26 protein-coding genes, 1 tRNA gene and 1 other RNA gene are annotated in these 26,248 nt (G+C 39.4%); 1 reads left to right on the forward strand and 27 read right to left on the reverse strand.

The window, feature by feature from the left end:
- Positions 1 to 109: 109 nt before the first annotated feature.
- The 15 genes from ssrA to ACFX4N_RS22325 all read right to left on the reverse strand — a co-directional run bounded on the left by ssrA (position 110) and on the right by ACFX4N_RS22325 (position 15,356).
- Positions 110 to 471: a transfer-messenger RNA gene (gene ssrA / locus ACFX4N_RS22255) on the reverse strand.
- Positions 472 to 608: 137 nt separating this feature from the next.
- Positions 609 to 1,076, reverse strand: a complete 468-nt coding sequence (gene smpB, locus ACFX4N_RS22260) for an SsrA-binding protein SmpB (RefSeq protein WP_013059694.1) — start codon at positions 1,074 to 1,076, stop codon at positions 609 to 611.
- A 151-nt stretch (positions 1,077 to 1,227) separates the two neighbouring features.
- Positions 1,228 to 3,570, reverse strand: a complete 2,343-nt coding sequence (gene rnr, locus ACFX4N_RS22265; protein WP_013059695.1) for a ribonuclease R — start codon at positions 3,568 to 3,570, stop codon at positions 1,228 to 1,230.
- Between the two features lie 38 nt (positions 3,571 to 3,608).
- Positions 3,609 to 4,349, reverse strand: a complete 741-nt coding sequence (locus tag ACFX4N_RS22270; protein WP_013059696.1) for an alpha/beta hydrolase — start codon at positions 4,347 to 4,349, stop codon at positions 3,609 to 3,611.
- 267 nt (positions 4,350 to 4,616) lie between these two features.
- The gene (gene secG, locus ACFX4N_RS22275; protein ID WP_013059697.1) at positions 4,617 to 4,850 is read right to left on the reverse strand and encodes a preprotein translocase subunit SecG; all 234 of its coding nucleotides are present in this window, start codon (positions 4,848 to 4,850) and stop codon (positions 4,617 to 4,619) included.
- Positions 4,851 to 5,058: 208 nt separating this feature from the next.
- The gene (gene eno, locus ACFX4N_RS22280) at positions 5,059 to 6,354 is read right to left on the reverse strand and encodes a phosphopyruvate hydratase (RefSeq protein ID WP_013059698.1); all 1,296 of its coding nucleotides are present in this window, start codon (positions 6,352 to 6,354) and stop codon (positions 5,059 to 5,061) included.
- A gap of 24 nt (positions 6,355 to 6,378) precedes the next feature.
- On the reverse strand, positions 6,379 to 7,911 hold the full coding sequence (gene gpmI / locus ACFX4N_RS22285; RefSeq protein WP_013059699.1) for a 2,3-bisphosphoglycerate-independent phosphoglycerate mutase: 1,533 nt from the start codon (positions 7,909 to 7,911) through the stop codon (positions 6,379 to 6,381).
- Entirely contained in the window at positions 7,911 to 8,666 is a 756-nt protein-coding gene (tpiA, locus tag ACFX4N_RS22290; RefSeq protein WP_013059700.1) for a triose-phosphate isomerase, read from the reverse strand. The genes gpmI and tpiA overlap by 1 nt, the downstream gene beginning before the upstream one ends.
- A 175-nt stretch (positions 8,667 to 8,841) precedes the next feature.
- Complete coding sequence (locus ACFX4N_RS22295; RefSeq protein ID WP_013059701.1) at positions 8,842 to 10,026, reverse strand: phosphoglycerate kinase; 1,185 nt, start codon at positions 10,024 to 10,026, stop codon at positions 8,842 to 8,844.
- Positions 10,027 to 10,335: 309 nt separating this feature from the next.
- On the reverse strand, positions 10,336 to 11,343 hold the full coding sequence (gene gap / locus ACFX4N_RS22300; protein WP_013059702.1) for a type I glyceraldehyde-3-phosphate dehydrogenase: 1,008 nt from the start codon (positions 11,341 to 11,343) through the stop codon (positions 10,336 to 10,338).
- 45 nt (positions 11,344 to 11,388) lie between these two features.
- Positions 11,389 to 12,417, reverse strand: a complete 1,029-nt coding sequence (locus ACFX4N_RS22305) for a sugar-binding transcriptional regulator (RefSeq protein WP_013059703.1) — start codon at positions 12,415 to 12,417, stop codon at positions 11,389 to 11,391.
- Positions 12,418 to 12,550: 133 nt separating this feature from the next.
- Positions 12,551 to 12,799, reverse strand: a complete 249-nt coding sequence (locus ACFX4N_RS22310) for a glutaredoxin family protein (protein WP_025601476.1) — start codon at positions 12,797 to 12,799, stop codon at positions 12,551 to 12,553.
- Between the two features lie 12 nt (positions 12,800 to 12,811).
- Entirely contained in the window at positions 12,812 to 14,122 is a 1,311-nt protein-coding gene (gene rpoN / locus ACFX4N_RS22315; protein WP_013059705.1) for an RNA polymerase factor sigma-54, read from the reverse strand.
- A 286-nt stretch (positions 14,123 to 14,408) separates the two neighbouring features.
- The gene (locus ACFX4N_RS22320) at positions 14,409 to 15,083 is read right to left on the reverse strand and encodes a hypothetical protein (RefSeq protein WP_057275307.1); all 675 of its coding nucleotides are present in this window, start codon (positions 15,081 to 15,083) and stop codon (positions 14,409 to 14,411) included.
- 201 nt (positions 15,084 to 15,284) lie between these two features.
- A tRNA-Arg gene (locus tag ACFX4N_RS22325) sits at positions 15,285 to 15,356 on the reverse strand.
- A gap of 220 nt (positions 15,357 to 15,576) precedes the next feature.
- Between ACFX4N_RS22325 and clpP the strand changes: the two genes are divergently transcribed.
- A complete protein-coding gene (clpP, locus tag ACFX4N_RS22330) occupies positions 15,577 to 16,164 on the forward strand; it encodes an ATP-dependent Clp endopeptidase proteolytic subunit ClpP (protein ID WP_013059707.1) in 588 nt (195 codons plus the stop codon).
- Between the two features lie 34 nt (positions 16,165 to 16,198).
- On the opposite strand, the gene ACFX4N_RS22335 is transcribed toward clpP, so the two are convergent.
- The 12 genes from ACFX4N_RS22335 to hisB form a co-directional block, all read right to left on the reverse strand.
- Entirely contained in the window at positions 16,199 to 16,453 is a 255-nt protein-coding gene (locus ACFX4N_RS22335) for an HPr family phosphocarrier protein (RefSeq protein WP_013059708.1), read from the reverse strand.
- A gap of 28 nt (positions 16,454 to 16,481) precedes the next feature.
- The gene (gene whiA / locus ACFX4N_RS22340) at positions 16,482 to 17,426 is read right to left on the reverse strand and encodes a DNA-binding protein WhiA (protein WP_013085390.1); all 945 of its coding nucleotides are present in this window, start codon (positions 17,424 to 17,426) and stop codon (positions 16,482 to 16,484) included.
- Between the two features lie 33 nt (positions 17,427 to 17,459).
- Complete coding sequence (locus ACFX4N_RS22345) at positions 17,460 to 18,446, reverse strand: gluconeogenesis factor YvcK family protein (protein WP_057275305.1); 987 nt, start codon at positions 18,444 to 18,446, stop codon at positions 17,460 to 17,462.
- Positions 18,443 to 19,336 (reverse strand): RNase adapter RapZ, encoded by an 894-nt coding sequence (rapZ, locus tag ACFX4N_RS22350; RefSeq protein WP_013059711.1) that lies wholly within the window; start codon positions 19,334 to 19,336, stop codon positions 18,443 to 18,445. Before rapZ ends, ACFX4N_RS22345 begins: the two co-directional genes overlap by 4 nt.
- 41 nt (positions 19,337 to 19,377) lie before the next feature.
- On the reverse strand, positions 19,378 to 19,836 hold the full coding sequence (locus tag ACFX4N_RS22355; protein WP_013059712.1) for an 8-oxo-dGTP diphosphatase: 459 nt from the start codon (positions 19,834 to 19,836) through the stop codon (positions 19,378 to 19,380).
- A 303-nt stretch (positions 19,837 to 20,139) separates the two neighbouring features.
- Entirely contained in the window at positions 20,140 to 21,093 is a 954-nt protein-coding gene (gene trxB / locus ACFX4N_RS22360; RefSeq protein ID WP_013059713.1) for a thioredoxin-disulfide reductase, read from the reverse strand.
- 111 nt (positions 21,094 to 21,204) lie between these two features.
- The gene (locus tag ACFX4N_RS22365; RefSeq protein WP_025601653.1) at positions 21,205 to 22,707 is read right to left on the reverse strand and encodes a tetratricopeptide repeat protein; all 1,503 of its coding nucleotides are present in this window, start codon (positions 22,705 to 22,707) and stop codon (positions 21,205 to 21,207) included.
- A gap of 181 nt (positions 22,708 to 22,888) precedes the next feature.
- The gene (gene hisIE / locus ACFX4N_RS22370; protein ID WP_013059715.1) at positions 22,889 to 23,512 is read right to left on the reverse strand and encodes a bifunctional phosphoribosyl-AMP cyclohydrolase/phosphoribosyl-ATP diphosphatase HisIE; all 624 of its coding nucleotides are present in this window, start codon (positions 23,510 to 23,512) and stop codon (positions 22,889 to 22,891) included.
- On the reverse strand, positions 23,509 to 24,267 hold the full coding sequence (gene hisF, locus ACFX4N_RS22375; RefSeq protein ID WP_013059716.1) for an imidazole glycerol phosphate synthase subunit HisF: 759 nt from the start codon (positions 24,265 to 24,267) through the stop codon (positions 23,509 to 23,511). Before hisF ends, hisIE begins: the two co-directional genes overlap by 4 nt.
- A complete protein-coding gene (hisA, locus tag ACFX4N_RS22380) occupies positions 24,267 to 25,001 on the reverse strand; it encodes a 1-(5-phosphoribosyl)-5-[(5-phosphoribosylamino)methylideneamino]imidazole-4-carboxamide isomerase (protein WP_013059717.1) in 735 nt (244 codons plus the stop codon). Before hisA ends, hisF begins: the two co-directional genes overlap by 1 nt.
- The gene (gene hisH, locus ACFX4N_RS22385) at positions 24,988 to 25,635 is read right to left on the reverse strand and encodes an imidazole glycerol phosphate synthase subunit HisH (RefSeq protein ID WP_013059718.1); all 648 of its coding nucleotides are present in this window, start codon (positions 25,633 to 25,635) and stop codon (positions 24,988 to 24,990) included. Before hisH ends, hisA begins: the two co-directional genes overlap by 14 nt.
- Positions 25,636 to 26,220 carry an imidazoleglycerol-phosphate dehydratase HisB gene (hisB, locus tag ACFX4N_RS22390; protein ID WP_013059719.1) on the reverse strand — a complete coding sequence of 195 codons (585 nt, stop codon included), beginning with the start codon at positions 26,218 to 26,220 and terminating at the stop codon, positions 25,636 to 25,638.
- Positions 26,221 to 26,248 lie beyond the last annotated feature (28 nt).

The raw sequence follows: 26,248 nt of genomic DNA on the forward strand, positions 1-26,248 counted from the left end.
AGGCATCCTTTTTACATACATCATAAATTAAAAAGGAGCTAATCAAATGAAGAACATACATTTGATTAACTCCTGTTATAAGTAAGGTAAGCCACCATACAATATGTATTGGTGGAGACGGTGGGAGTCGAACCCACGTCCAGAAATATCGCCACTTAAGCGTCTACGAGTGTAGTTGGCATATTGATAATTCGCGAGCTGTTCTGCCTACCAACAGGCGTCCCAGTCGCTAGTCTGATTATTCTCTTCCTTCGTCCTCAGACGGCGAACTCCGGCGTAGCCCACTTAAAGTGAGTCCCTTACCCTACCACATGGGCGATGGAGGGAGGAACCGCTAAGCTACTATTATGCAGCTAAAGCGAAGTTATTGTTAGATTTGCCAGTTATTATTGGCGTTGATGTTTTAACGAGGCCATCTCCTCGACTCGCAACCTAAGCTCGAACTACCCCTGTCGAATCCGTAACGTCCCCATATAAAAGGGAGTCGGAATGTGTAAGAAAAAATCTTACATCAGATAGCGACTTCAGTGTGCAAAATGAAATCTAACTGATAACAATACTTATTATATCACAAAATGAGCATTTTGCAATTGTAAGATTTTGTAATGTCACATCTTTTGACGATCACGAAATGCTCGTTCGATATCGCGCTTCGCTTCTTTTCGCTTTAAGTCTTCACGCTTGTCATATTTCTTTTTACCCTTACCAAGCCCTAGTAAAACCTTTGCGTATCCATTTTTTAAATACACTTTTAAAGGAACTAATGAATAACCCGTTTCTTTTGAATAGCCAATTAGCTTGCTGATTTCACGCTTATGGAGCAATAGCTTTCGTGTACGCAACGGCTCATGATTGTATCGATTTCCTTGTTCGTAAGGACTAACGTGCATATTGTGTAGAAATACTTCTCCGTTTTGCACACGAGCAAAAGAGTCCTTTAAATTTACACGCCCATTACGAATTGATTTGATTTCCGTTCCTTGTAGAACAATACCCGTCTCATATGTTTCTTCAATAAAAAAGTCGTGGCGGGCTTTTTTGTTTTGTGCAATTAATTTCCCTTCACCTTTTGGCATAAAACGTTCCTTCCCTTCAGCCGTACTTACGTATATGTATGATATTATGTATCATTTTACTGTATGGAAATCTAAACAACAACTAAAACGTTTAATGGAGCTGTTTTGAAGCAGAAGGAATACCCTTCTGCTTCACTGCTGTCGATTTCGATTATTTACGCTTTTTCTTTTTGCGCTTAACATTTGGGGCACCCTCGAAGAATCTCTTTTTCTTTTTCTTCTTTGGCTTTTGAGTAGACCACTCTTCATTTTTGCTTCGGCTGCCCTCGCGACCTTTTCCTTTATCATCTTTGCGTGACTTTTGTTTTGCTTTAATCACTTTAGGACGGTCTTTAGATAAGCGTTTGCGGCTTTCTTTCATTCCTACAATAATAAAGTCAACTGAACGCTCGTCTTTATTCACATCGGCGACTTTCACTTCAATTTCGTCTCCAATTCGGAAGACATTGCCCGTTTTTTCTCCAATCATCGCATAGTGACGTTCGTCGTAACGATAATAGTCATCTGTTAAGTCACTGACGTGAACTAAACCTTCAATCGTATTTTCTAGCTCCACGAACATTCCAAAGTTAGTAACAGAGCTAATAATACCATTAAATACTTCCCCAACTTTATCAGCCATAAACTCAGCTTTTTTCATATCGTCCGTTTCCCGCTCAGCGTCAACTGAACGACGTTCCATATTAGAAGAATGCTCAGCAACATCAGGCAGAAGCTCGCGCCATTTTTCTTGCGTTTGCTGATCTGTTTTTCCTTCAATTAAATACGTGCGAATGAGACGATGAACGATTAAATCCGGATAACGACGGATTGGAGACGTAAAATGCGTATAGAACTCAGCTGATAAACCAAAGTGGCCTAAACTTTCTGCTTCATATTTCGCTTGTTTCATCGAACGAAGCATAACAGTTGAAATAACCATCTCTTCAGGCGTACCTTTTACTTCTTCTAAAATATCCTGCAGCGCACGCGGATGAATATCGTTTCCTGTTCCTTTCACCGTGTAACCAAAGTTTGTAATGAACTCTAAGAAACGAGTAAGCTTCTCTGCATCTGGATCTTCATGAATACGATAAATGAACGGTACGTTCATCCAGTGAAAATGTTCTGCTACTGTTTCATTCGCCGCTAGCATAAATTCTTCGATTAGCTTTTCAGCAACCGAACGTTCACGCAAAATAACATCGTGAGGATGGCCATCATCGTCTACTAATACTTTTGCTTCTTTGAAATCAAAATCAATGGCACCGCGATCCATTCTCTTTTTACGAAGAATAGCTGCCAGCTTTTCCATACGCTCAAACATCGGAACAATTGGCTCGTAGCGTTCTAACACTTCTTCGTCTTTATCCACTAAGATTTTGTTAACGTCTGAATACGTCATTCGTTCTGTCGTTTTGATGACACTTTCAAAAATCTCATGTTTCACTACTTCACCCTGTGGATCGATTTCCATCTCACAAGAAAGCGTAAAACGGTTAACTTTTGGATTTAATGAGCAAATTCCATTAGATAAACGGTGAGGAATCATTGGAATAACTCGGTCTACTAAATAGACGCTTGTTCCGCGCTCTGCTGCTTCTACATCAATCGGAGAACCTTCTTTAACGTAGTGACTTACATCTGCAATATGGACGCCTAATTTGTAGTTTCCATTTTCAAGCTCTGTAACCGTTACGGCGTCATCCAAATCTTTTGCATCTGCTCCGTCAATGGTTACAATAACTTGATCACGAAGATCGCGGCGGTTGCCGATATCTTTTTCGTCAATCGTTTCAGGTGTATCAATTGCTTGTGTTAAAGCATCAGCAGGAAATTCTTGAGGAAGACCGTGCTTATGGATAACAGAAATGATATCGATCCCCGGATCGTTTTTATGTCCAAGAATTTGAACAACTTTTCCTTCTGCGTTCATGCGGCCTTCCGGATAGGTTGTCAGTTCTACTACTACTTTATGGCCTTCAACTGCACCGTTTCTTGCTGCTTTGGGAATAAAGATATCACCTGCAATTTTTTTGTCATCCGCAATCACAAAGCCAAAATTTTTGCTTTGCGTATACGTACCTACAATTTGCTGGGTACCTCGTTCTAAGATTTTTACAATGGTTCCTTCACGACGAGCACCTGATGATTCTGATGACACTCTTGCAAGCACAATATCTCCGTGCATAGCATTGTTTGTTTCAGTAGGGGGAATAAATACATCACCCGCATCTTTTTCTTCAGGAACTACGAACGCAAACCCTTTTGCATGTCCGCTTACTTTCCCTTTGACAAAATTCATTTGTTCCGGCAGCCCGTAGCGATCGTTTCTTGCTCGGATAATTAAACCCTTCTCTTCCATAATAACAAGTGCCTTCACAAACTCTTTGAATGACTCTGCATCCTCAGTATTAAATTCTTTTGCAAGCTCTTGGACAGTCAAAGGTTTGTAATTATCCCTTTTCATAAAATCCAATATTTCATTTATATAGGGCTGATTTTCTTCTTTCACATCATGTCCCTCCTTTTTCTTTATTCGTATTATCTCTATCACCAATCAAGTGATTCCAAAAATGCATATACATCCTCGTGAAGCTGATCACGCTCTTTATCAAAGGTAATGGTATGACCAGATTCTTCGTACCATTTTATATCTTTTGTAGGAGACTCGACGCTATTATAAATAATATTGGCGCTGTCTGTATTAATCATATGATCATGACGACCTTGTACAACAAATGTCGGTGCATAAATCATATCAACTGAATTTCGCACTTCAGCGATTAATTCCTGTAAAGACTTTAATGTGTTCATTGGTGTTTGCTTGAACTCTTCCATTTCTTGTTCAATCTGTTCAGACGATTTACCTTCACGCTTTTTATATTCGCGTGCATACGCTAAAACACCTTCATACATGACTTCTTCACTCTTTATATACATAGGGGCGCACATAGGCACAATACCCTTTATAGGTACAGTGTAACCTAATTTCAGTGAAAATACGCCACCTAGTGAAAGACCTACAGCGGCAATACTTTCATGACCTTTGCTTTTCAAAAACTCATAGCCGTCCATGACATCTTTCCACCAATCTTTTGGACCAGTATGAACAAGTTCTTCAGGCGCTACGCCATGTCCTTTGTAATGAGGTGCGTGGCATGTGTATCCTTTTTTCTCTAAAAAACGACCTAACATACGAACGTCAGCAGAATTTCCGGTAAAACCATGAAGTAATAAAACAGCTTTTTCGCCGCCTTCAAATGTAAATGGCTTTGGTTGTGCAATTTTCATATATCATTTAACTCCTTTTAGTTATAATATCTGCAGTCCTAATAGAAAAAAACATGTATTTATGTGACGGTCATCACATAACAAGAAATGTGGCCATCAACTTTTACGCTTTTATACTATATTTAGTACTTTTTTCTAAAGCTATATTATATCATTACTTAAAAATGAAATTAAAGTATTCAACACACCCATTAAAAAACCACCTAATACATAAGTTGGTATACACCAAGTACATATGCATTAGGTGGCAGTCTATCCAGTAACATATTAAAGTTTGAAATAAGATACAGCAAGTGTTAATACAAAGAATAAGATAGATAACACTACTGTCAAACGGTGTAAAACTAAGTCAATTCCACGTGCTTTTTGTTTCCCAAATAACGTTTCAGCTCCACCGGAAATAGCTCCAGATAATCCAGTAGTTTTACTTGATTGTAAAACGACCACAACAATCAAAGCAATTGAAACAATCACTAGCAAAGTAATCAGCAATGTATGCACTAAGACACACCTCCTACACCAAGTAATAGTCAATCAGCGGGGTTTCTTCATCCCTTCTGATTGGCATTACCGGGGATAAAGTACGCGCACTACGCTAAGGTTAATTTATCATAAAAAACCCTCTCGTACAAGTAATGGCAGTTAAATACAACGGATTTTAACGTAAAAAAACGGATGACAATCGTCATCCGTTTTTTATACTTTCAACTTATTTTTTCAAGTTGTAGAAAGATTTAGCGCCATCGTATACAGCTAGAACACCTAGTTCGTCTTCGATGCGTAGTAATTGGTTGTATTTCGCAATACGATCTGTACGGCTCATAGAACCAGTTTTGATTTGACCAGCGTTTGTTGCAACAGCGATATCAGCGATTGTTGCATCTTCAGTTTCACCAGAACGGTGAGAAACTACTGCTGTGTAACCAGCACGTTTAGCCATTTCGATAGCTTCGAACGTTTCAGTTAATGTACCGATTTGGTTAACTTTGATAAGGATAGAGTTACCTACGCCTTGTTCGATACCTTGAGCAAGTTTTTTCGTGTTTGTTACGAATAGATCGTCACCAACAAGCTGTACTTTTCCGCCAATGCGCTCAGTTAATAGCTTGTGACCATCCCAGTCATTTTCGTCTAAACCGTCTTCGATTGAAACGATTGGGAATTCGTTAACTAACTGCTCGTAGAAATCTACCATTTCAGCAGAAGTTACGCCTGTACGGCCTTCGCCTGCTAAGTCATATTTACCAGTTTCTTTGTTGAAGAACTCAGAAGAAGCTACGTCCATACCTAATTGGATGTCTTTACCAGCTTCGTAACCAGCTTTTGTGATTGCTTCTACAATTACTTCTAATGCTTCACGGTTAGAACCTAAGTTAGGAGCGAAACCACCTTCGTCACCTACAGCTGTGTTTAAGCCTTTAGCAGATAAAACAGATTTTAACGCGTGGAATACTTCAGCACCCATACGGATTGCTTCTTTAAATGTAGGAGCTCCTACAGGTAAGATCATGAATTCTTGGAAGTCAACGTTGTTATCAGCATGAGAACCACCGTTGATGATGTTCATCATTGGAGTTGGTAATTGCTTAGCGTTGAATCCACCAAGGTAACGGTATAATGGAAGACCTACGAAATCAGCTGCTGCGTGAGCTACTGCCATAGATACACCAAGAATAGCGTTGGCACCTAATTTACCTTTGTTTTCAGTACCGTCTAACTCGATCATAAGGCGGTCGATACCGATTTGATCAGTTACGTCCATACCTACTAATTCAGGAGCGATAATTTCGTTTACGTTTTCTACTGCTTTTAATACACCTTTACCTAGGTAGCGAGATTTGTCACCATCGCGTAATTCTACTGCTTCGTATTCACCAGTAGAAGCACCACTTGGTACTAAAGCGCGTCCGAAAGCGCCTGATTCAGTATATACTTCAACTTCAACTGTTGGGTTACCGCGAGAATCTAATACTTCGCGTGCATAAATGTCAAGAATTGCTGGCATTTTAAAACTCTCCTTTATAATTAATTATTTAATTAATGTTTTACCTGTCATTTCTTTTGGCTGTGCTACGTCTAGAAGAGTAAGCATCGTAGGAGCTAGATCTCCTAGAATCCCGTCTTCACGAAGCTCTAAGCCTTGTTTGGTTACGATTACTGGAACAGGATTCGTTGTATGAGCCGTCATTGGATTACCTTCAAGCGTAATCACTTCATCAGCATTACCATGGTCTGCTGTGATGATTGCTGTACCGCCTTTAGCTAAAATTGCATCTACAATTTTGCCTAAGCACTCATCTACTGTTTCAATCGCTTTTACAGTTGGTTCTAACATACCTGAATGGCCTACCATATCAGGATTTGCAAAGTTTAATAAAATAGCGTCTTGCTTATCGCCTTCGATTTCTGCAAGCAACGCGTCCGTCACTTCATAAGCACTCATCTCAGGTTTCAAGTCATATGTTGCTACTTTTGGTGAATCGATTAAGATACGTGTTTCACCAGGAAACTCTGCTTCACGTCCACCGCTCATAAAGAACGTTACGTGAGGATATTTTTCTGTCTCGGCAATACGAAGCTGCTTTAAGTTATTTTGAGATAATACTTCACCAAGCGTGTTATCCAAGTTAATTGGCTTAAAGGCTACATATCCGTCAACTGTTTCGCTGAAGTGAGTTAAACATACAAAATGTAAGTGTTTTGGATGTTTTTCACCGCGATCAAATGAACGGAAATCTTCGTTTGCGAACGTATTTGAAATTTGAATTGCGCGATCCGGACGGAAGTTGTAGAAAATAACTGCATCTTCGTCTTGAATTGTCGCAACTGGCGATCCGTCTTCTTTTGTAATAACAGAAGGTAAAACGAATTCGTCATAGATTCCATTGTCATACGAATCTTTTACGCACTCTTCAGCGCTTGTATATGATGGACCTTCGCCGTACACCATTGCGCGATATGATTTCTCTACGCGCTCCCAGCGTTTGTCGCGGTCCATTGAGTAGTAACGTCCTGAAAGTGTTGCAATTTCACCAACGCCGTACTCTTCAATTTTTTCATTAAGTTCTTTTAAATACGTTTCAGCAGATTGAGGTGCTACGTCACGACCATCTAAGAAGCCATGAATGTAGACTTTTTCTAAGCCTTCACTCTTAGCTAGACGCAATAATGCATATAGATGTTCGATATGACTGTGTACACCGCCATCAGATAAAAGCCCGAAAAGATGAAGGTTTGTACCCTTTTCTTTTGCGTGCTTTACAGCTGCTAGAAGCGTTTCGTTTTGTTCAAACTCGCCTTCACGAATTGCTACGTTTACACGAGTTAAGCTTTGGTACACAATTCGGCCTGCGCCGATGTTTAAGTGACCTACTTCAGAGTTACCCATTTGGCCTTCTGGTAAGCCTACAGCTTCTCCAGACGCCTGAAGTGTAGCATGAGGATACTCGTTCCAGAAACGGTCGAAGTTTGGTTTTTTTGCATGTGTTACCGCATTACCTTTATCTTCATCGCGTAATGCAAAACCATCTAAGATGATTAATGCTACTGGCTTTTTACTCATTACTTACCAGCCTCCAAAAGCTGTAAGAAAGAATCTGCTTCTAAGCTTGCTCCACCTACTAAAGCTCCGTCAATGTCTGATTGAGACATATATTCTTTAATATTAGCAGGTTTTACGCTACCTCCGTATTGAATACGTACAGCATCTGCAACATCTTGAGAGAATTGTTCTGCAACAACGCTACGGATGTATGCACAAACTTCGTTTGCACCTTCAGCAGTTGAAGATTTACCTGTACCGATTGCCCAGATTGGCTCATATGCGATAACCGTTTGTTTTACTTGCTCATCAGTTAGACCAGCTAATGCTTTTTGTACTTGATTAGCTACAACTGTTTTTGTTTGATCTTGTTCGTACTCTTCGTTTGTTTCACCGCAGCAAACGATTGGTGTTAAACCGTGTTTGAATGCAGCAATTGTTTTTTGGTTTACTGTTTCGTCCGTTTCAGCAAACATTTCACGACGCTCAGAGTGTCCTAAAATGACATAGTTCACACCTAAGTCTGCTAAAGCAACAGGGCTCACTTCTCCAGTGAACGCACCGTTTTCTTCAAAGTGCATGTTTTGTGCACCAATTTTTAAGTCTGTGCCTTTAGTCGCTTCTACTAAACGATCTAAAAATAGTGCAGGTGCACATACTACTGATTCTACGCTTTCAGGAGATGGTACTGCTCCTTTTACTTCTTCAACAAAGCTAGTTGCTTCAGAAAGTACTTTGTTCATTTTCCAGTTTCCTGCAATAATTGGTTTACGCATGTATAACACCGTCCTTTGTTTATTGTGGGTTTTCCCTTCACGCGTTGGATGTCCAAGAGGGTGCTGTTAAAAGTGATTCGGTCCCTTTTATCTCTTGGTCATCCATCTTCGCTGCTTGATAATTTTTTATATTATCAGTCGTCAGGTCGGTCCTCCGTCTTACTGAAACATAAACTTACTTATCGTTTAATGCAACTACGCCTGGAAGTTCTTTACCTTCCATAAACTCTAGTGACGCACCGCCACCTGTAGAAATATGGCTCATTTTATCAGCTAAGTTGAATTTTTCAACAGCTGCTGCAGAGTCTCCTCCGCCGATTACTGAATATGTGTCAGTTGCTTCTGCTAAAGCTTCTGCTACTGCTTTTGTTCCGTTAGCAAATGCATCTAATTCAAATACACCCATTGGTCCATTCCAAATAACTAACTTAGAGTTTTTGATTACGTCAGCATAGATTTCACGCGTTTTCGGTCCTGCGTCTAAGCCTTCCCAATCGCTTGGAATATCTTCAATTGATACAACTTGAATATTAGCATCATTTGAGAAGTCATCTGCTACTACCACGTCCACTGGCATGTAGAAGTTTACTCCGTTTTTCTTAGCTTTTTCCATGAAAGATTTTGCAAGTTCAATCTTGTCTTCTTCAAGAAGTGATTTACCTACTTCATGGCCTAGTGCCTTAATAAATGTGTAAGAAAGTCCTCCACCGATGATTAAGTTATCTACTTTATCAAGCAAGTGGTCAATTACACCGATTTTGTCTTTAACTTTTGCTCCACCAACGATTGCAGTAAATGGACGTTCTGGGTTTGATAATGCTTTTGAAAGCACATCAAGCTCTTTTTCCATTAAGAAACCTGCTACTGCTGGAATATGTTGTGCAATTCCTTCTGTTGAAGCATGCGCACGGTGAGCTGCACCGAATGCATCGTTTACGTACACGTCTGCTAATTCAGCAAATGCTTTTGCTAATTCAGGATCGTTTTTCTCTTCACCTGGGTAAAAACGTACGTTTTCAAGTACTAAAACATCGCCTTCGCTCATACCGTCGATTGTTTTCTTTACTTCTTCGCCAAAAGCTTCGTCAGCTTTTGCAACGTCTTTACCAAGAAGAGCTTGTAAACGTTCTGCAACAGCATTTAGACGTAACTCTTCAACAACTTCGCCTTTTGGACGTCCAAGATGGCTAGCTAAAATTACTTTTGCACCTTGTTCTACTAAATATTGAATAGTAGGAATAGCTGCACGAATACGAGTTTCGTCTGTTACTTTTCCGTCTTTCATTGGTACGTTAAAGTCTACGCGACAAAATACTCGCTTTCCTTTTACATCGATGTCTTTCAACGTTTTTTTGTTCATCGTTAAAAGGCCTCCTTAAGTATTTATGGTACTAAGCAAGTAGGCTTCTATGTAATCATCAATCCACAAACCACCGTACATTTCATTTTATATATTGGCGCCTTTCTATATAAAGTGAAACTCCAGTTAGCTGCTTATGATGCTTTTTCATGTAGAAGCCAATACATAAATCAAGGAAGAGGGGGTATGCCCCTCTCTTCCTTAGCAAGTCTTATTATAGTCGTTCTATTTTCAGATATCCAATAAAAAAGGAAAGTCTAGTCGATTTCTGTCTTATTGAATCAAATAGAAGCGAATTTTAAGTTATTCTTATAGTCCTTTAGCAGCGATGTATTGAGCAAGGTCTACTACACGGTTAGAATATCCGCTCTCGTTATCGTACCAAGAGATAACTTTAACCATGTTACCTTCCATTACCATTGTAGATAATGCATCGATTGTAGAAGAGTTGATGTTACCATTGTAGTCACCAGATACTAGTGGCTCTTCGCTGTAACCAAGGATGCCTTTAAGATCGCCTTCAGCAGCTTCTTTAAGAGCGTTGTTTACATCTTCAACAGTTACTTCTTTGTCAAGTTCAGCAACTAAGTCTACTAAAGAAACGTTTGGAGTTGGAACACGCATAGCTCCACCGTTTAATTTACCTTTTAATTCAGGTAATACTAGAGATACAGCTTTAGCAGCACCAGTTGAAGTTGGGATGATGTTTTCAGCAGCTGCACGAGCACGACGGTAATCTTTATGTGGTAAGTCTAAGATTTGTTGGTCGTTTGTGTAAGAGTGAACTGTTGTCATCATTCCGCGTTTAAGACCGAACTTGTCATTTAACACTTTAGCAAATGGCGCTAAGCAGTTAGTTGTACAAGAAGCGTTTGAAATTACGTTGTGGTTAGCCGCATCGTATTTGTCTTCGTTAACACCCATTACGATTGTGATATCTTCGTCAGATGCTGGAGCAGAGATGATTACTTTTTTAGCTCCTGCTTCTAAGTGTTTCGCAGCGTCAGCGCGTTTTGTGAAGAATCCAGTAGATTCAACAACGATTTCTACGCCTTGTTTGCCCCAAGATAATTGAGCTGGGTCACGTTCAGCAGAGATTTCGATTGTTTTACCGTTTACTACTAAGTTGCTACCATCTACTACTACTTCTGCATCTAATTTTCCGTGTACAGAATCATATTTTAAAAGGTGAGCAAGCATGTTAGCATCTGTTAAGTCGTTGATTGCTACTACTTCAACGTTATCATTTTTTAAAGCTGCGCGGAATACATTACGGCCGATACGACCAAATCCGTTAATACCAATTTTTACTGCCATGGGTATTTCCTCCTTGAATGTAAAAAGTATTTTTTATATGAGGGATTAATTAAAATCCCTTACTAACTCTTTTGCGGCGCCTTCATCTGTAATGAGAATCGAATCATGCGCTTGTTGCATAAACGCTTTAATTGCCTTTGCTTTTGATGAACCTCCTGCAACAGCAATAACACATTTATTGTTCTTTAAATCATCGAGTTGTATGCCAACTGTTTTAACTTTATGAACAACTTCGCCTTGATGATTAAAATAGTATCCAAATGCCTCACCTACAGCATGTCCATTTTTCACTTTTTCTAAGTCAGCCTGTGGTGTTTTACGGCGTTCTGCCATTGTCATAGCGTCTCCTATTCCGTGAACAACCATACCAGCGGACTTGATTAAATGAAGCATGTCTTTAATAGATGGCTCACCGATAATGGATCGGTATGCTTCATCACTAAGCTGATCTGGAACATGAAGCAAGCGATAGTGACTCATGGACTTTTCAGCCATCTTAGCACAAATCGTGTTTGCTTGGTTTTGTACATTTTCACCTAGCCCTCCGCGAGCAGGTACAAAAAGTATATCAGGGTGTTTTGAATCAGGTGTCATCATTTCGGCAACGGCGGCAAGCGTTGTACCACCTGTAACAGCAACGGTATTTTTTTCACCAACAAGGCGCTCCTTGATACACGAAACAGATGCTCGACCCATTTCATTTTTGACCCAAGGAGACTGATCACTATCTCCAGATACAACAACAACTTCTGATAAAGAAAACGCCTCTTTTAATGTTGTTTCCAATAATCGAAGTCCTGAAACTTCCTTCATTACTTCTTCTAATTCAGCTAGAAGTAGTTCTCCCTCGTTTGTAAGCGTCATCCCACTAGGGTAAATGTCAATCAAATCTTGTTCTTTTAAGAATGTTACTTCGCTTCGTAACACACGTTCTGTTAGCCCAAGGCTTACAGCTAAGTTTCTGCGGCCAATCGGCTGCATTAAACGTATGTATTGCAAGATTTGATAGCGCTTTTGCATAACTGAGAGAAGTTCAGGTAATAATTTTCGTTGTACTTCTATTAAAGAACGCATGTTAAAATCCCCTTAAGGCATAAACTCGCTGGACATATTTTGTCCCGTATAGACATATTATGTCCCACCTTGCGCAAAAAAAATTCACCCTGCTACAAAATCTATTCTAACAGGAGTGAATCCTTTATTCAACTCATGTGTTGCCTATTTTTAAAAGTAAGCGTTTTCTTAATGGAATACCTGTTATTTTTCCATATTCCACTTCTTCTCCATCCATTTCTACTACAGGAATCGCAAGGTGATACTTTTCCAGCCACTCATCGTTTTTGTAAATATCTCGTTCAATAAGCTGCAAGGGAAACTCAGACTGCATCTCTGCAAGCAGCTTCTTTGCATCATCGCATAAATGACAGCCATTTTTGGTATACAGTACGACTTCCACATTCTCACTCCTTTACTGCGTCACAAAAAGTTTTCGTTGACTGGATGGTAGAACGTTTAATTGGTCTCGATATTTGGCTACCGTTCTTCTTGAAATAGTAACGTTATAATTGCTTTGCAAGACGTTAGCCAACTGCTGATCTGAAAGCGGACGCTGTTTGTTTTCTTCTGCTACTAGCTTTTTAAGCAGTTCTTTTACGTGAGTTGTAGAAGTCGCTTCGTTGTTGCCCAGTTGAATACTAGTTGAGAAAAAAGATTTCATTGAAAAGGTGCCAAAAGGCGTTTGAATATATTTGTGCCGAGTAGCACGGCTAATCGTTGATTCATGCACAGACGTTTGTTCCGCTACTTCCTTCATTGTTAACGGCTTCAAATACGAAGGACCCTTTTTAAAAAATGCTTCTTGTTCAACGAGTAAGGTATTCATTAATGCGTTTAATGTATCTTTGCGTGTGTGTAAACTTTTCATAATCCATTGGAATTCACGATATTTCTCTTGCAAATAAGAAAACATTTCTTGGTTCTGCCTATTTTTCAGCTGAAGTTTGTATTGTTCATTCACTGAAAGTCGAGGTTCCAAATCCTCATTTGCATAAGCAACGACATTTCCATCTTCAATTTTCACAATAAAATCCGGTACAATGAATCGTTCATTGGACTTCATATAAAACGATCCAGGACGAGGATTTAATTTCTTAATCTGTTCATGTAATTGTTGAAGAGCTTCAAGTGAGATTTGACATAACTTTGAGATTTTCATCCATTTTTTATACGCAAATTCCTCAAAGTGATGTGTCAAAATTTGCTCTATTTTTTCTGTCCATTGATTATTCCTTTTTAATTGAAGCATTAAGCACTCTTGTAAACTTCTTGCCCCTACTCCTGCCGGGTCCATCTGCTGCACAAGCTGGAGAGCCTTTTCAACCTGCTCTTGACCTTGGCCAAGCTGGTTAGCAAGTATGATTAACTCATCGTGCAAATAGCCAGCATCATCCAGACTATGAATAACAAACTCAACGGCTGCCTGCTCACATTCATCTAATTTTAACAATGCGGATTGATTCATTAAATGTTCGTACAGCGTTTCTTTAGGAGCTGGTATACTGCTCATATAATCTGTTGAATCAGAAGTTGCATGATTTTTTTGATTGTGAGATGTATAGACGGGCAGCTCTGAAAAATCTATAAGCGGATTTTGAAGCGCCTGCTCATGTAAAAACGCTACAATATCCATCGATGAATATTGTAAAAGAGAAATAGCTTGTGATAATTCTTTTGACATCGTCAGCTTTAACGACTGCTGCTGAAATAATCCAATCTCCATTATTTCTCCCCTCCCCTTCATCTATTTTACTATAAAAACGCTTTCAAAGAGCATGTAACTATTTTTTATATGTAATTTTTTCATCAAAAAATCTCCGTCAACCTTTGTTAACGAAGCGGTTCATCCTATTTTTAATTACTAACCATCAAAAAAGTAATAGAGCTATGCACCTTTATAACTTTTCATTATAATTCGCACCAACCACATGATCCGAGTAATAATCCGACATGACGTTTTCTTCGTCATGTCGAATTTTCTGCATGTGTATAATATATAGAAGAATTACTTATTGAATGGTTTGTGCCATTTGCATAAACTTGTCCAAGTTTTCTTCGTCGTTTTTCGTGAAGATGGTTAGCTTCATTGGTTTCTTTCCTTTAACCAACACAGCGTTTACCGTATGATCGCCAGATGTGGCTTCATACCAAACAGAATCTTTGAAGATTCCATTCTCTTCAAGATTCTTTTTCTCTGCTGCATTTTTATTAACTGCTGTTGCCGTTTGTTTAACAGATTGAGCAGCGTCGTCCATCGATGCTTTTGATGAAAGCATTTCGATACGCATAAATTGAGAATCATCTGAAGTTAATACTAACGCATCTTTTCCTGGTTCTTCACCCGTTAGTTTATAACCGTCCATTACTTGAATAGAATAATCTTGTTCTGGGCTTTTTGTTAGTTTTGTTTCTGAAGAAGACGTTGACTGTTCATCATCCGCTGTTTCGCTAGTTGATGATTGACTTCCTGAAGGTTTGGCTGAGACCTCGGAAGAATCCGCATCTTTTTTCGAATCTTCTTTTGCAGCGCCTGATGTTTGATCAGATTTAGAAGCTGTGTCCTGCTGAACATTTTCTGCTTGATCATTAGACTTCGGCTGAGCAGAATCTTCGTTCGTCCCGCATGCAGACAGCAATAGTGCTAACGATGCACTGACAATGAAAAGTTTGTTCATATATTTCATATTTATTCCTCCTCCGTGTTTCTTTTCCTTATATACTGTTTTATAGTATTCTGACAAATTCCGCAACCGGTACAATGGAATTAATTTCTTGCTTCCTTACGCGTATAAAGGGTTATAGGAGGAAAATAAATATTATTTTTTGAGAAGATGAGCCTTTTTACTCAAAATAAAAAACGTTGCGTAATCCGCAACGTTTTAAGACGCCCTCGACAGGATTCGAACCCACCCTAAGAGAACCGGAATCTCTTGTGCTATCCACTACACTACGAGGGCATATTTGTCACAACTTCCATTATAGGAGAGAAAACTTCTCTTTTCAATAGAATACTACGTTTATTTTTTTTAGAAGGGGGAAAAATTTTAATAATGTCAAAGAGGAATACATAGTCTTTTAAGCGAATATGTGTAGTAGAGGTTCTTTTGTTTGACCTTTATTGACCATACGTGTATTATAGGTACATAACAAATTATTCTTGTTAAGGAGGAATTTAATATGAACTTAATTCCTACAGTTATTGAACAAACAAACCGTGGTGAACGTGCTTATGACATTTATTCACGTTTATTAAAAGACCGCATTATTATTTTAGGTAGTGCTATTGACGATAATGTAGCTAACTCAATCGTTTCTCAGCTTCTATTCTTAGCTGCTGAAGACCCAGAAAAAGATATCTCACTTTATATCAACAGTCCAGGTGGCTCTATTACAGCTGGAATGGCTATCTACGATACGATGCAATTCATTAAGCCAAAAGTTTCTACAATTTGTATCGGTATGGCTGCATCAATGGGTGCTTTCTTACTGGCTGCTGGTGAAAAGGGCAAACGTTTTGCTCTTCCAAACAGCGAAGTAATGATTCATCAACCTCTTGGTGGTGCTCAAGGACAAGCTACTGAAATCGAAATTGCGGCAAAACGTATTCTATTCTTACGCGAAAAACTAAATTCAATTTTAGCTGAGCGTACAGGTCAACCGTTAGAAGTGCTACAACGTGATACAGATCGTGATAATTTCATGACTGCTGAACGCGCTTTAGAATACGGTCTAATTGACAAAGTATTAGAAAACGACCCTAAATAAGAAAAAAGCCTTTCCCGCTTTGGGAAAGGCTTTTTTATGCATCGTTCTCTACGTAAGCTACTAACGCATCCATTGCTTCTTTTTCATCTACCCCTTCAACAATGAGCGTAATAAGAGACCCATTATTAATCGCTAAGCTCATTAACCCCATGATACTTTTAGCGTTGACTACTTTCTCATCTTTCTTCAAGTACACATCAGATGTAAAACGAGTTGCTTCTTGCACAAATAGTGCCGCAACACGAGCCTGTAATCCCGTTTTTAATTTTACTTCTACTTGTTTTTCCATGATAAAATCCTCCCCCTTGCAATTCCCCTTATGTGACTGGCTGACCGGCGCGAAGCTTGTCTGCTATTTGGTCAATTTTACGCAACCGATGGTTAATGCCCGATTTGCTAATTTGACCTCCAGATACCATCTCACCAAGCTCCTTTAACGTAACGTCTTGGTATTCCACACGCAAACGAGCAATTTCTCTTAGCTTTTCTGGTAAGATGTCTAATCCAGCTGTTTCATCAATATAACGAATGTTTTCCACTTGACGAATAGCCGCTCCGATCGTTTTATTTAAGTTAGCTGTTTCACAATTAACTAAGCGATTAACGGAATTTCGCATATCTCGGACGATTCTTACATCCTCAAACCGTAACAGAGCGTTATGGGCTCCAATGATATTTAGAAACTCCGTAATTTTTTCAGCTTCTTTCAAATAGTTAATATAGCCTTTTTTCCGTTCTAATGTTTTACTATTCAATTGAAATTCGTTCATTAAATTGCATAAAGCTTCGTTGTGCTCTTCATACAATGAAAAGATTTCAAGATGGTACGATGATGTCTCTGGGTTATTAATAGAACCCCCGGCTAAAAATGCGCCTCTTAAGTAGGATCGCTTACAGCATTTTTTTTGTACTAGCTCTGGTGAAATACGATGTGTAAACGTGAATCCTTCTTCTACAATTTTTAAGTCTTCCAAAAGCATTCTCGTTTTCTCTACTAATCGAACAATATACACATTGTTTTTTTTCAACCGCATTTTCTTACGCACAAGCAGTTCTACTGAAACATCATAATTTTTCTTAAGCAGGACATAAATGCGCCGAGCAATCGCTGCGTTTTCTGTTTGAACATCAACCGTGAATTTTTTATTCGAAAAAGAAAGTGAACCATTCATTCGAATTAATGCAGAAAGCTCTGCTTTTGCACAGCAATCTTTGACTTCTAAATTCGTTAACTCTTTTTTTGTTTCTGATGCAAATGACATAACTTCACCTCCAATCTACATACGGAAATAGTGTTAAACACCCGTATTCGTTTTACCTTGCAGCGATGTCAGCATAGAATACACAAGCTTTGCTACTTTTTTTGTATCATGCCTAATTACGCTGCCGTCATACTGAATAATTTGATCTTCAATCACTTCTAACCCTAATTTTAGCAATACTTCACGATCATATTCTACAGGCTGAGCCTGCTCTACTTGGTATTTCTTTTTCAAAGGTGCTGGAATAGGTGCATTATTGACGATAATCGCATCTAAAAATGCACAAGGCATATGATTGTAAAGCGCTTTAATATGATCACTTGCCTTAAAGTCCAATGTCTCACCCGGCTGCGTCATCACGTTGCATACGTATACTTTCTTTGCTTTTGTCGAACAAAGCTCGTTACAAATATCCTGCACCAGTAAATTCGGCAAAATACTTGTATAAAGACTTCCGGGCCCCAACACAATTAAATCAGCTCGTCGAATCGCTTTTATTGTCTCGACAAGCGGTTTCACATCGGCGGGCGATAAAAATACTTTATTAATTTTTTTATTAACTTCTGGAATTTTAGATTCACCTGTTACGATGGATCCATCTTGCATCTCCGCATGCAGCACAACACTTTGATTAGCTGCTGGAAGTACTTTCCCTCTGACGTTTAGTACTTTGCTCATTTCTCGTATAGCATGCACAAAATCGCCAGTAATAGACGTCATAGCTGCAAGCAACAAATTGCCAAGAGAATGGCCTGTAAGCTCATTTCCTGTATCAAATCGATGCTGAAAAAGCTCTTCAACTAGTGGCTCTACATCAGATAAAGCAACTAGCACATTTCGAATATCACCAGGAGCAGGGATTTCAAGTTCATCGCGCAATCGGCCAGAACTTCCCCCGTCGTCTGCTACGGTTACGATGGCTGTAAGATCAAGAGGGTATTCCTTCAACCCTCTTAACAGCACTGGTAAACCCGTTCCTCCCCCAATGACGACAACTTTTGGAAGCTGTTCACTGCTCATCTATGATTTTCCTTTCTCCTCTCAATGTCACGATGAGAAATATGAGTTTTGTATTCATTCTGGAAATGGTGACCTAAATATTCAGCTAATGTGACGGAGCGATGCTGTCCGCCTGTGCATCCTATAGCAATGACCAGCTGGCTTTTACCTTCTCGCTTGTACTGTGGAAGCATAAACGAAAGTAAGTCTACTACTTTTTCAATGAACTTTTGAGTTTCCGTCCATTTTAATACGTAAGAAGAAACCTCTTCTTCAAGCCCTGTTTTAGGACGCATATGGTCAATGTAGTGAGGGTTTGGCAAAAAGCGCACATCAAAGACTAAATCAGCGTCAATAGGTACACCATATTTAAAACCAAACGACATCACATTAACAGTAAAAACCTGTGAAGCGTGCGACGAAAACTGAGTTAAAATCTTTTCTCTAAGCTCTCTTGGTTTTAACTCTGACGTCTCATAAATAAGCTGAGCTCTTCCCTTTAACTCCTCAAGAAGCTCACGTTCCATACCAATTCCTTCTAAAGGTAAACCCGAAGGAGCTAGCGGATGTGAACGTCTCGTTTCTTTATAGCGCGTCACCAATACAGAATCTTTTGCATCTAAAAATAAAATTTGTGGCGTGACCCACGTTGTTTCACTCATGTTATCTAATGCTTCAAACAGGCTTTCAAAAAACTCTCTGCCTCGCAAGTCCATAACAAGAGCAACTTTATTCATTTTATTCCCTGACTCTTTCATGAGTTCTAAAAATTTCGGTAGCAATGTAGGGGGTAAATTATCTACACAAAAGAACCCTAAATCTTCAAAACTCTGAATTGCTACTGTTTTTCCTGCACCTGACATTCCAGTAATAATCACTAATTGAATATCGCTTACAGACCCAGTACTCATTTTCCATCCCCCTCAATCTATGCATACATGTCTATTTATCATTAACAAGGATCAATTCGATAAGATAATAACTCGAAATCCGTTGTATACGTAAAGTTGCCATAAATAACACCCGACCCTTTTGCTACATAATCGATAATGTGATGATCTCCCGGTGCCATCGGCAATTCACTTACTTCACTCAAATTATGCCAACCGAGTTTGCCTTCTTCTGATTCTAGCACATTTGTCCCATCAAAATCTGTAGCAAAAAAAGTAAACATCATCCATTCAGATGAAATTTGATCGTTTTCTTTCATCGTAAAAGTAAAGATACCTTTTACAGTGGGATTTTTCAAATAAATTCCCGTTTCTTCACGAAATTCTCTCACAACAGAGTCTTTTACAGATTCTCCTTGCTCCATTTTCCCACCCGGGGCCACCCACCAGTTTCTTCGTGGCTTTTGAAGCAACAATACTTTATCGTCTTTCATTAATACACAATTTGTGACCCTTTGCATGTTTTCCACCTCATCATATGTATACTGACATTTTCTTTTATTATACTACGAAACAAACTTCTCTCACAACGGAGATGAACTAACTATTACTAAATTTTCTGAAAATAATCCATTGCTGTTATATACGGAAATTCAATCTGTTATAGTCACAAAAAAGAGGCATAGGAACACGTCCTATGCCCGACATACATATATTTTATAAAAGGGGGTCAATTACTATCTATATAGTACCCCATCAATGTTTCACAGGTGTTACAGAACAGTTAAAACCGAATTACGTTTTGTAAAAGATTGATTTCAGCCTTATTGCTGAATAGCTTTTAACTTTTCTTTTAACTCTTCTACATAGTGCTGAGCCGCTTGAGCAGCAATGCTGCCATCACCTGTAGCTGTTACAATTTGACGAAGAGCCTTTTCACGAACGTCTCCAGCTGCGAACACACCTGGTACTTTTGTTTCCATTTGCTCGTTCGTTTCAATATATCCTTCTTTATTCGTGATGTTTAGGCTTTCGAATGGTTTTGTTAGTGGAACCATTCCAACATAAATGAATACGCCGTCCGCACCGAACTCGCGCTCTTCACCTGTTTTTGTGTCTACTAACGTTACGCTGCCTACTTTACCGTCTTTTTCATTTACTTCTTTGACCGTTGTATTCCAAATAAAATCAACTTTTTCGTTGTCAAATGCACGCTGCTGTAGGATTTTCTGCGCGCGAAGCTCATCGCGTCGGTGAATAATTGTTACTTTTGTTGCGAAGCGTGTTAAATATACGCCTTCTTCAACCGCAGAGTCTCCACCGCCTACAACGACTAGCTCTTTACCTTTAAAAAATGCGCCGTCACATACAGCACAATAAGATACGCCGCGGCCGCCTAGTTCTTTTTCTCCTGGCGCGCCTAATTTTTTATATTCTGCACCAGTAGCAACGATTACTGAACGTGTTTTATATTCTTTGCTGCCTGCACGAACTGTCTTGTATTCTTCTCCGTCGATGATTTCTTTAATATCACCGTACGCATATTCCGCACCGAATTTTTTTGCATGCTCAAACATTTTGTTAGAAAGGTCAGGGCCAAGGATATGATCATAACCTGGATAGTTTTCTACATCTTCTGTATTAGCCATTTGACCGCCTGGAATTCCGCGTTCAATCATTAGTGTTGATAAATCTGCACGAGATGTATATACAGCAGCAGTCATACCTGCTGGACCTGCCCCAATAATAATGACATCATAAATTTTTTCTTCTGTCATTGCTTTACACTCCTTTTAGGAAATTCCTTCGTAGTTGATTCCAAATTTATGGATAATTATTTCGTTACCACTATCCTAATATGTTCTTCCTATTACCGTCTATTTTTTTGCTCAATTTAATAACGTATTCACAATTTTACTGTACTTTCTAACTGTTGCAGCGGAAATGGAATATTGTTTTGCCGCATCGGCTTGAGTAATAGCCTGCCTTTTTTCTTTCGCCCATATATATGTGACGGCTGCGGCCCATGCATTTACGTTCACATGCTGAAAATCATAGGATTGTTTATATACCTGTACATATACATAAAACCAAAAGCTTAAAAGATCCTGGGTATCACTTTCATTCTGCGATTCCATCTCCAGTTCAATAACATCTGCCACCTCAAAAATCACATGTTGTTTATCCTGCCATACATACGTATATACTTCATCCAAAAGTGTACTCATATGTATGGACGACTTGATTTCTTCTAAAAGAAGCAGACGCTGCTGTTCAGGAAGCTTTTTTGCCATATACAAGCTGTAAAGCTGATCGTGAACATTTTTTGTTGCACACTTCTTTTTCGCTGTAACATCCACTTTCGATTGAAAAACCTTCGCAGCTTTTTGACTGATGCGCCAAGGCTCCTCTCCTTCTTTATCAGGAACGTCTTCCAATGCCAGCTTCCACATTTCTTTAGCGAACGCTTCACGTCCGGTATAGTAAGAGGCATATGAGAGCCAATAATGAAATGAGTTGTCTCCTTGAAATCCTTGTGTATAAAGCTTTTTTAACCATCTGTATGATAGTTTGTATTGACCAATCAATGCAAATGTTGCTCCAAGCTTATAGCGGTGTTCAAATGACATTGGATAAACGCGGCTAAGCCCGTCTGTAAGCTCCTCAACTTCTTTATGCTTATGGCAATAATAATAGAAAATCAGCTGATTGCATAACGCATGAAGATTTCCAGGGTTTTTCTCCAATACTTCATTCAGCAAATCCATTGCCTCATCAATTTTATTTAAATAAAAATAAGCTAACGCTAAATTATTATATGCAGACCAGAATTCTGGATACTCATCAATTATTTCAGTTAACAAATCCACTGCTTCTTCAAAATTCGTTGCTTCAAGCAGTCGTTTTGCTTGTTCTTGTTTTATAATCAGCATGTCGCCTAGCTGATTTTTAGGCTCTTCATCTTCTTCATCCACATCAATTGATAGTAAATCTAACAGATCTGTAGCCGATCGAAAGAGGTCACCATTTGGAAAATGCTCAATGTAATACATCGCGTATTTTTTTGATTCTTCAAACAGTCCAAGATGCGCATAGCTGTTGGCTATATAGTAGTAACAGCTTCCTAATTTATCGTCCATATGATGAATCACATGGAGAAAAAGCTCGTTGGCATCTTGATAATCTCCCTGCTCCGTTAAAGCTACTCCAACGTTTGTAAGAAGCTGTGGATTACGGGCATTCTCTTTGTTTGCACGCGTTAAATACTTGAGCGCTTTATCCGACTCCTCTTCTTCAAACGCCTGCAGCGCTTTTTCGAAATAGAAGTCACCCGTTTGCGAAAATGGAATTACTTGTGCCATTTTTTGAATTACTTTTGAGTGTTTTTCCATTAAGCCCTCCAAATAAGTTGATAATTTCGACGTTCGTAGTATATCACATTTGCCAAGAAGTTTAATACCTCTATTCAAAAAAGGAGCCTGTAAGCAGTCGTTTCTTGACACAAATAAGAGAAGGTTTTGCCTCTTTTATCTAAAATGAGACAACTCCTTCTCTCCTTTCACTATGTAGCTATTAGCTAGAGTGACGCTCTTTTAATACTGATAGGACATCGTCTAAAGGCAGCTTTTGCTCACGAAGTAAAACAAGTACGTGGTACAATAAATCTGCAACTTCCCACTTCAGCTCATCATGGTCACGATTTTTTGCTGCAATAATCACTTCACCAGCTTCTTCTCCTACTTTTTTGAGGATTTTATCTACGCCTTTATCGAATAAGTACGTCGTATAAGCTCCTTCTGGCATTTCAGCTTCACGCTTAGCGATTACTTCTTCTAGCTCATTAATAATAGCAAACCGATTATCGTTTTGTTTATTTTCGCCAAGAATTGTTTCATTAAAGCAGCTGTAAGCGCCCGTATGACAAGCAGGACCTTGAGGCTCCACTTTTACAACAAGAGAATCGGCATCACAGTCATATGCCATGCTCACAATTTTTTGTGTGTTTCCAGAGGTTGCGCCCTTGTGCCACAACTCTTGTCGAGAACGGCTGTAAAACCATGTTTCACGTGTATCAATTGATTTTTGAAGTGATTCTTCGTTCATATAAGCCAATGTTAAAACTTCTTTGCTCACAGCATCTTGTACAATAGCTGGCACAAGTCCATCACTGTTGAATTTAATGTTTTCAATCGTCATCGAATGCTCACTCCTTGTTGTTTTGCATAGCTTTTAATTTCTTTTACAGATGTTTCTTTATAGTGAAAGATCGAAGCCGCCAAAGCCGCGTCAGCTTCCCCTTTTTCAAACGCATCGACAAAATCTTGACCATTTCCTGCGCCGCCAGAAGCAATAACAGGAACGCTCACCGCTTGGCTGACTGCTTTGGTTAATGCTAAATCAAACCCTGACTTTTCACCGTCTTTATCCATACTCGTTAACAAGATCTCACCCGCACCGCGCTTCACTGCTTCTCTTGCCCAGTCGATTACTTCCCAGTTCGTTGCGTTGCGGCCTCCGTGTGTATAGACTCGCCATGATTGTAAGCTTTCATCGTACTTAGCATCGATGGCTACCACAATACACTGAGCTCCAAAAAAATCGGACCCTTCTGTAATCAGTGTTGGATTGAGTACGGCCGCTGTATTTAATGACACTTTGTCTGCACCAGCACGAAGCATTCTTTTCATATCTTCTAATGCATTAATTCCTCCGCCCACCGTAAAAGGAATCGCTAGCTGAGATGCTACTTCTTCTACAACATGTACCATCGTTTTGCGTCCTTCATGAGAAGCAGAAATGTCTAAAAAGACTAATTCGTCTGCGCCTTCTTCATCGTAAAATTTCGCCAACTCTACAGGATCTCCTGCATCTCGAAGTTCCACAAACTGAACTCCTTTTACCACACGGCCGTCCTTTACATCTAAACAAGGAATGATTCGTTTTGTAATCATTACGCTTTCACCTCTTGAAGTGCTTCAGCTACTGTAAACTTATTTGTATAAAGTGCTTTCCCTACAATCGCACCAATAACGCCGTCAGCTTCATATTTCTTTAGTGCATCTAGATCAGCAAGTTTACTAACTCCCCCTGATGCAATCACACCTTTTCCAGTAGCCTTAGCCATTTCAACAATTCCTTCCACATTAGGACCAGACAGCATACCATCAGTAGAAATATCCGTGAAAATAAATGTTTCCGCACCAGCATTAGCCAATTCTTTTCCTAGTTCTGTCGCTTTGATTGTAGATGTTTCCACCCAGCCTTCCGTTGCAACATAGCCATCACGTGCATCAATACCAATAGCAATACGCGCACCATATTCCTTCAGCATTTTTTTCACAAATTCAGGATTAGAAATAGCTGCACTTCCTAAAATAACGCGGTCAATTCCGTTTTCTAAGTAGTAAGCAACGTCAGCTTCTGAGCGAATGCCTCCTCCAATTTGCACACGTACATCTAATTTCTTTTTCACGCCTAGCACAAATTCATCATTCACGCGCTTGGCCGCTTTTGCGCCGTCTAAATCAACCATGTGAATCCACTGAGCGCCTTCACTTGCGAATTGTGTGGCCATATCTACCGGAGAATCTCCGTACACCGTTTCTTTTGTGTAATCTCCTTGAAGCAAACGGACGCACTTTCCTCCGCGCATATCAATGGCTGGATATATTTCAAATTTGCTCATACGATGGGCTCCTTTTCTCTAAGAAGTTTGCATAATTTTGCAGCATTTGCATTCCGATTGCACTGCTTTTTTCAGGGTGGAATTGAGTGCCAAATACGTGTTCTTTTCCAACAACTGCTGGAACTTCAACATCATAAGGACTTGTTGCTAAAAGCACGTCTTGATCATTTGTTTTTACGTAATAAGAGTGAACAAAGTACACGTGACCTTCACTGATTCCATCAAGCAGAGCAGACTGCTGATGAAAATCTAAAGAGTTCCAGCCCATATGCGGAACTTTATATGTCTGTCCTTCGGCAGTAATGCCGGGAATACGCTCCACTCTCCCTTTTAACAGTTCCAGCCCTTTTGTTACGCCGTTCTCATCGCTTTCTTCAAATAAAAGCTGCATACCTAAACAAATTCCAAGCAAAGGCATTCCTTTTGCTACTTCTTCTTTAATAAAGTCCGTCAGCTTTGTTTGATTCAGCTGTTCCATCGCATCTTTGAATGCTCCAACTCCAGGAAGAATCAGCCCTTTTGCCTTTCTTAGTTCTGCAGGATCTGCGGAGATAATATAGTCATAGTTTAATCGTTCAAGAGCTTTACTTACGCTGTATAAGTTGCCCATCCCATAGTCGATAATGCCAATCATTTACAACATCCCTTTCGTCGAAGGCACACCTTTGACACGCGGATCAATCGTTGTCGCTTCGTCCAAAGCACGTGCTAATGCCTTAAATACCGCTTCAATAATGTGGTGTGTATTTTTACCGTAGTGTACAATTACATGTACATTCATGCGAGATTCTAATGCAAATTTCCATAAAAATTCATACACAAGCTCTGTATCAAATGTACCGACGCGCGACGCGGGAATGTCACCTTTAAATTCAAAATGAGGACGATTGCTTAAATCCACTACGACTTGAGCCAAAGCGTCATCCATTGGTACAAAAGCATTTCCATAGCGTTTAATTCCTTTTTTATCACCGAGCGCTTCTTTGAACGTTTGACCAAGGCAAATACCGATATCTTCCGTTGTATGGTGATCATCAATCTCCGTGTCTCCATCTGCTTTTACATCAAGGTTAAACTGTCCGTGTTTTGTAAATAAATCGAGCATATGATTTAAAAAAGGAACGCCTGTATCAATGTTCGCTTTTCCTTCTCCATCGATTCCAATGGCTAATGCAATATCCGTTTCGTTTGTTGTACGTTTAATACTTGACTCTCTCATTGTGAAACTCCTTTCAACTGTGCATGTA

This window comes from Priestia sp. YIM B13551 (assembly GCF_042787905.1).
GTDB lineage: Bacteria > Bacillota > Bacilli > Bacillales > Bacillaceae_H > Priestia.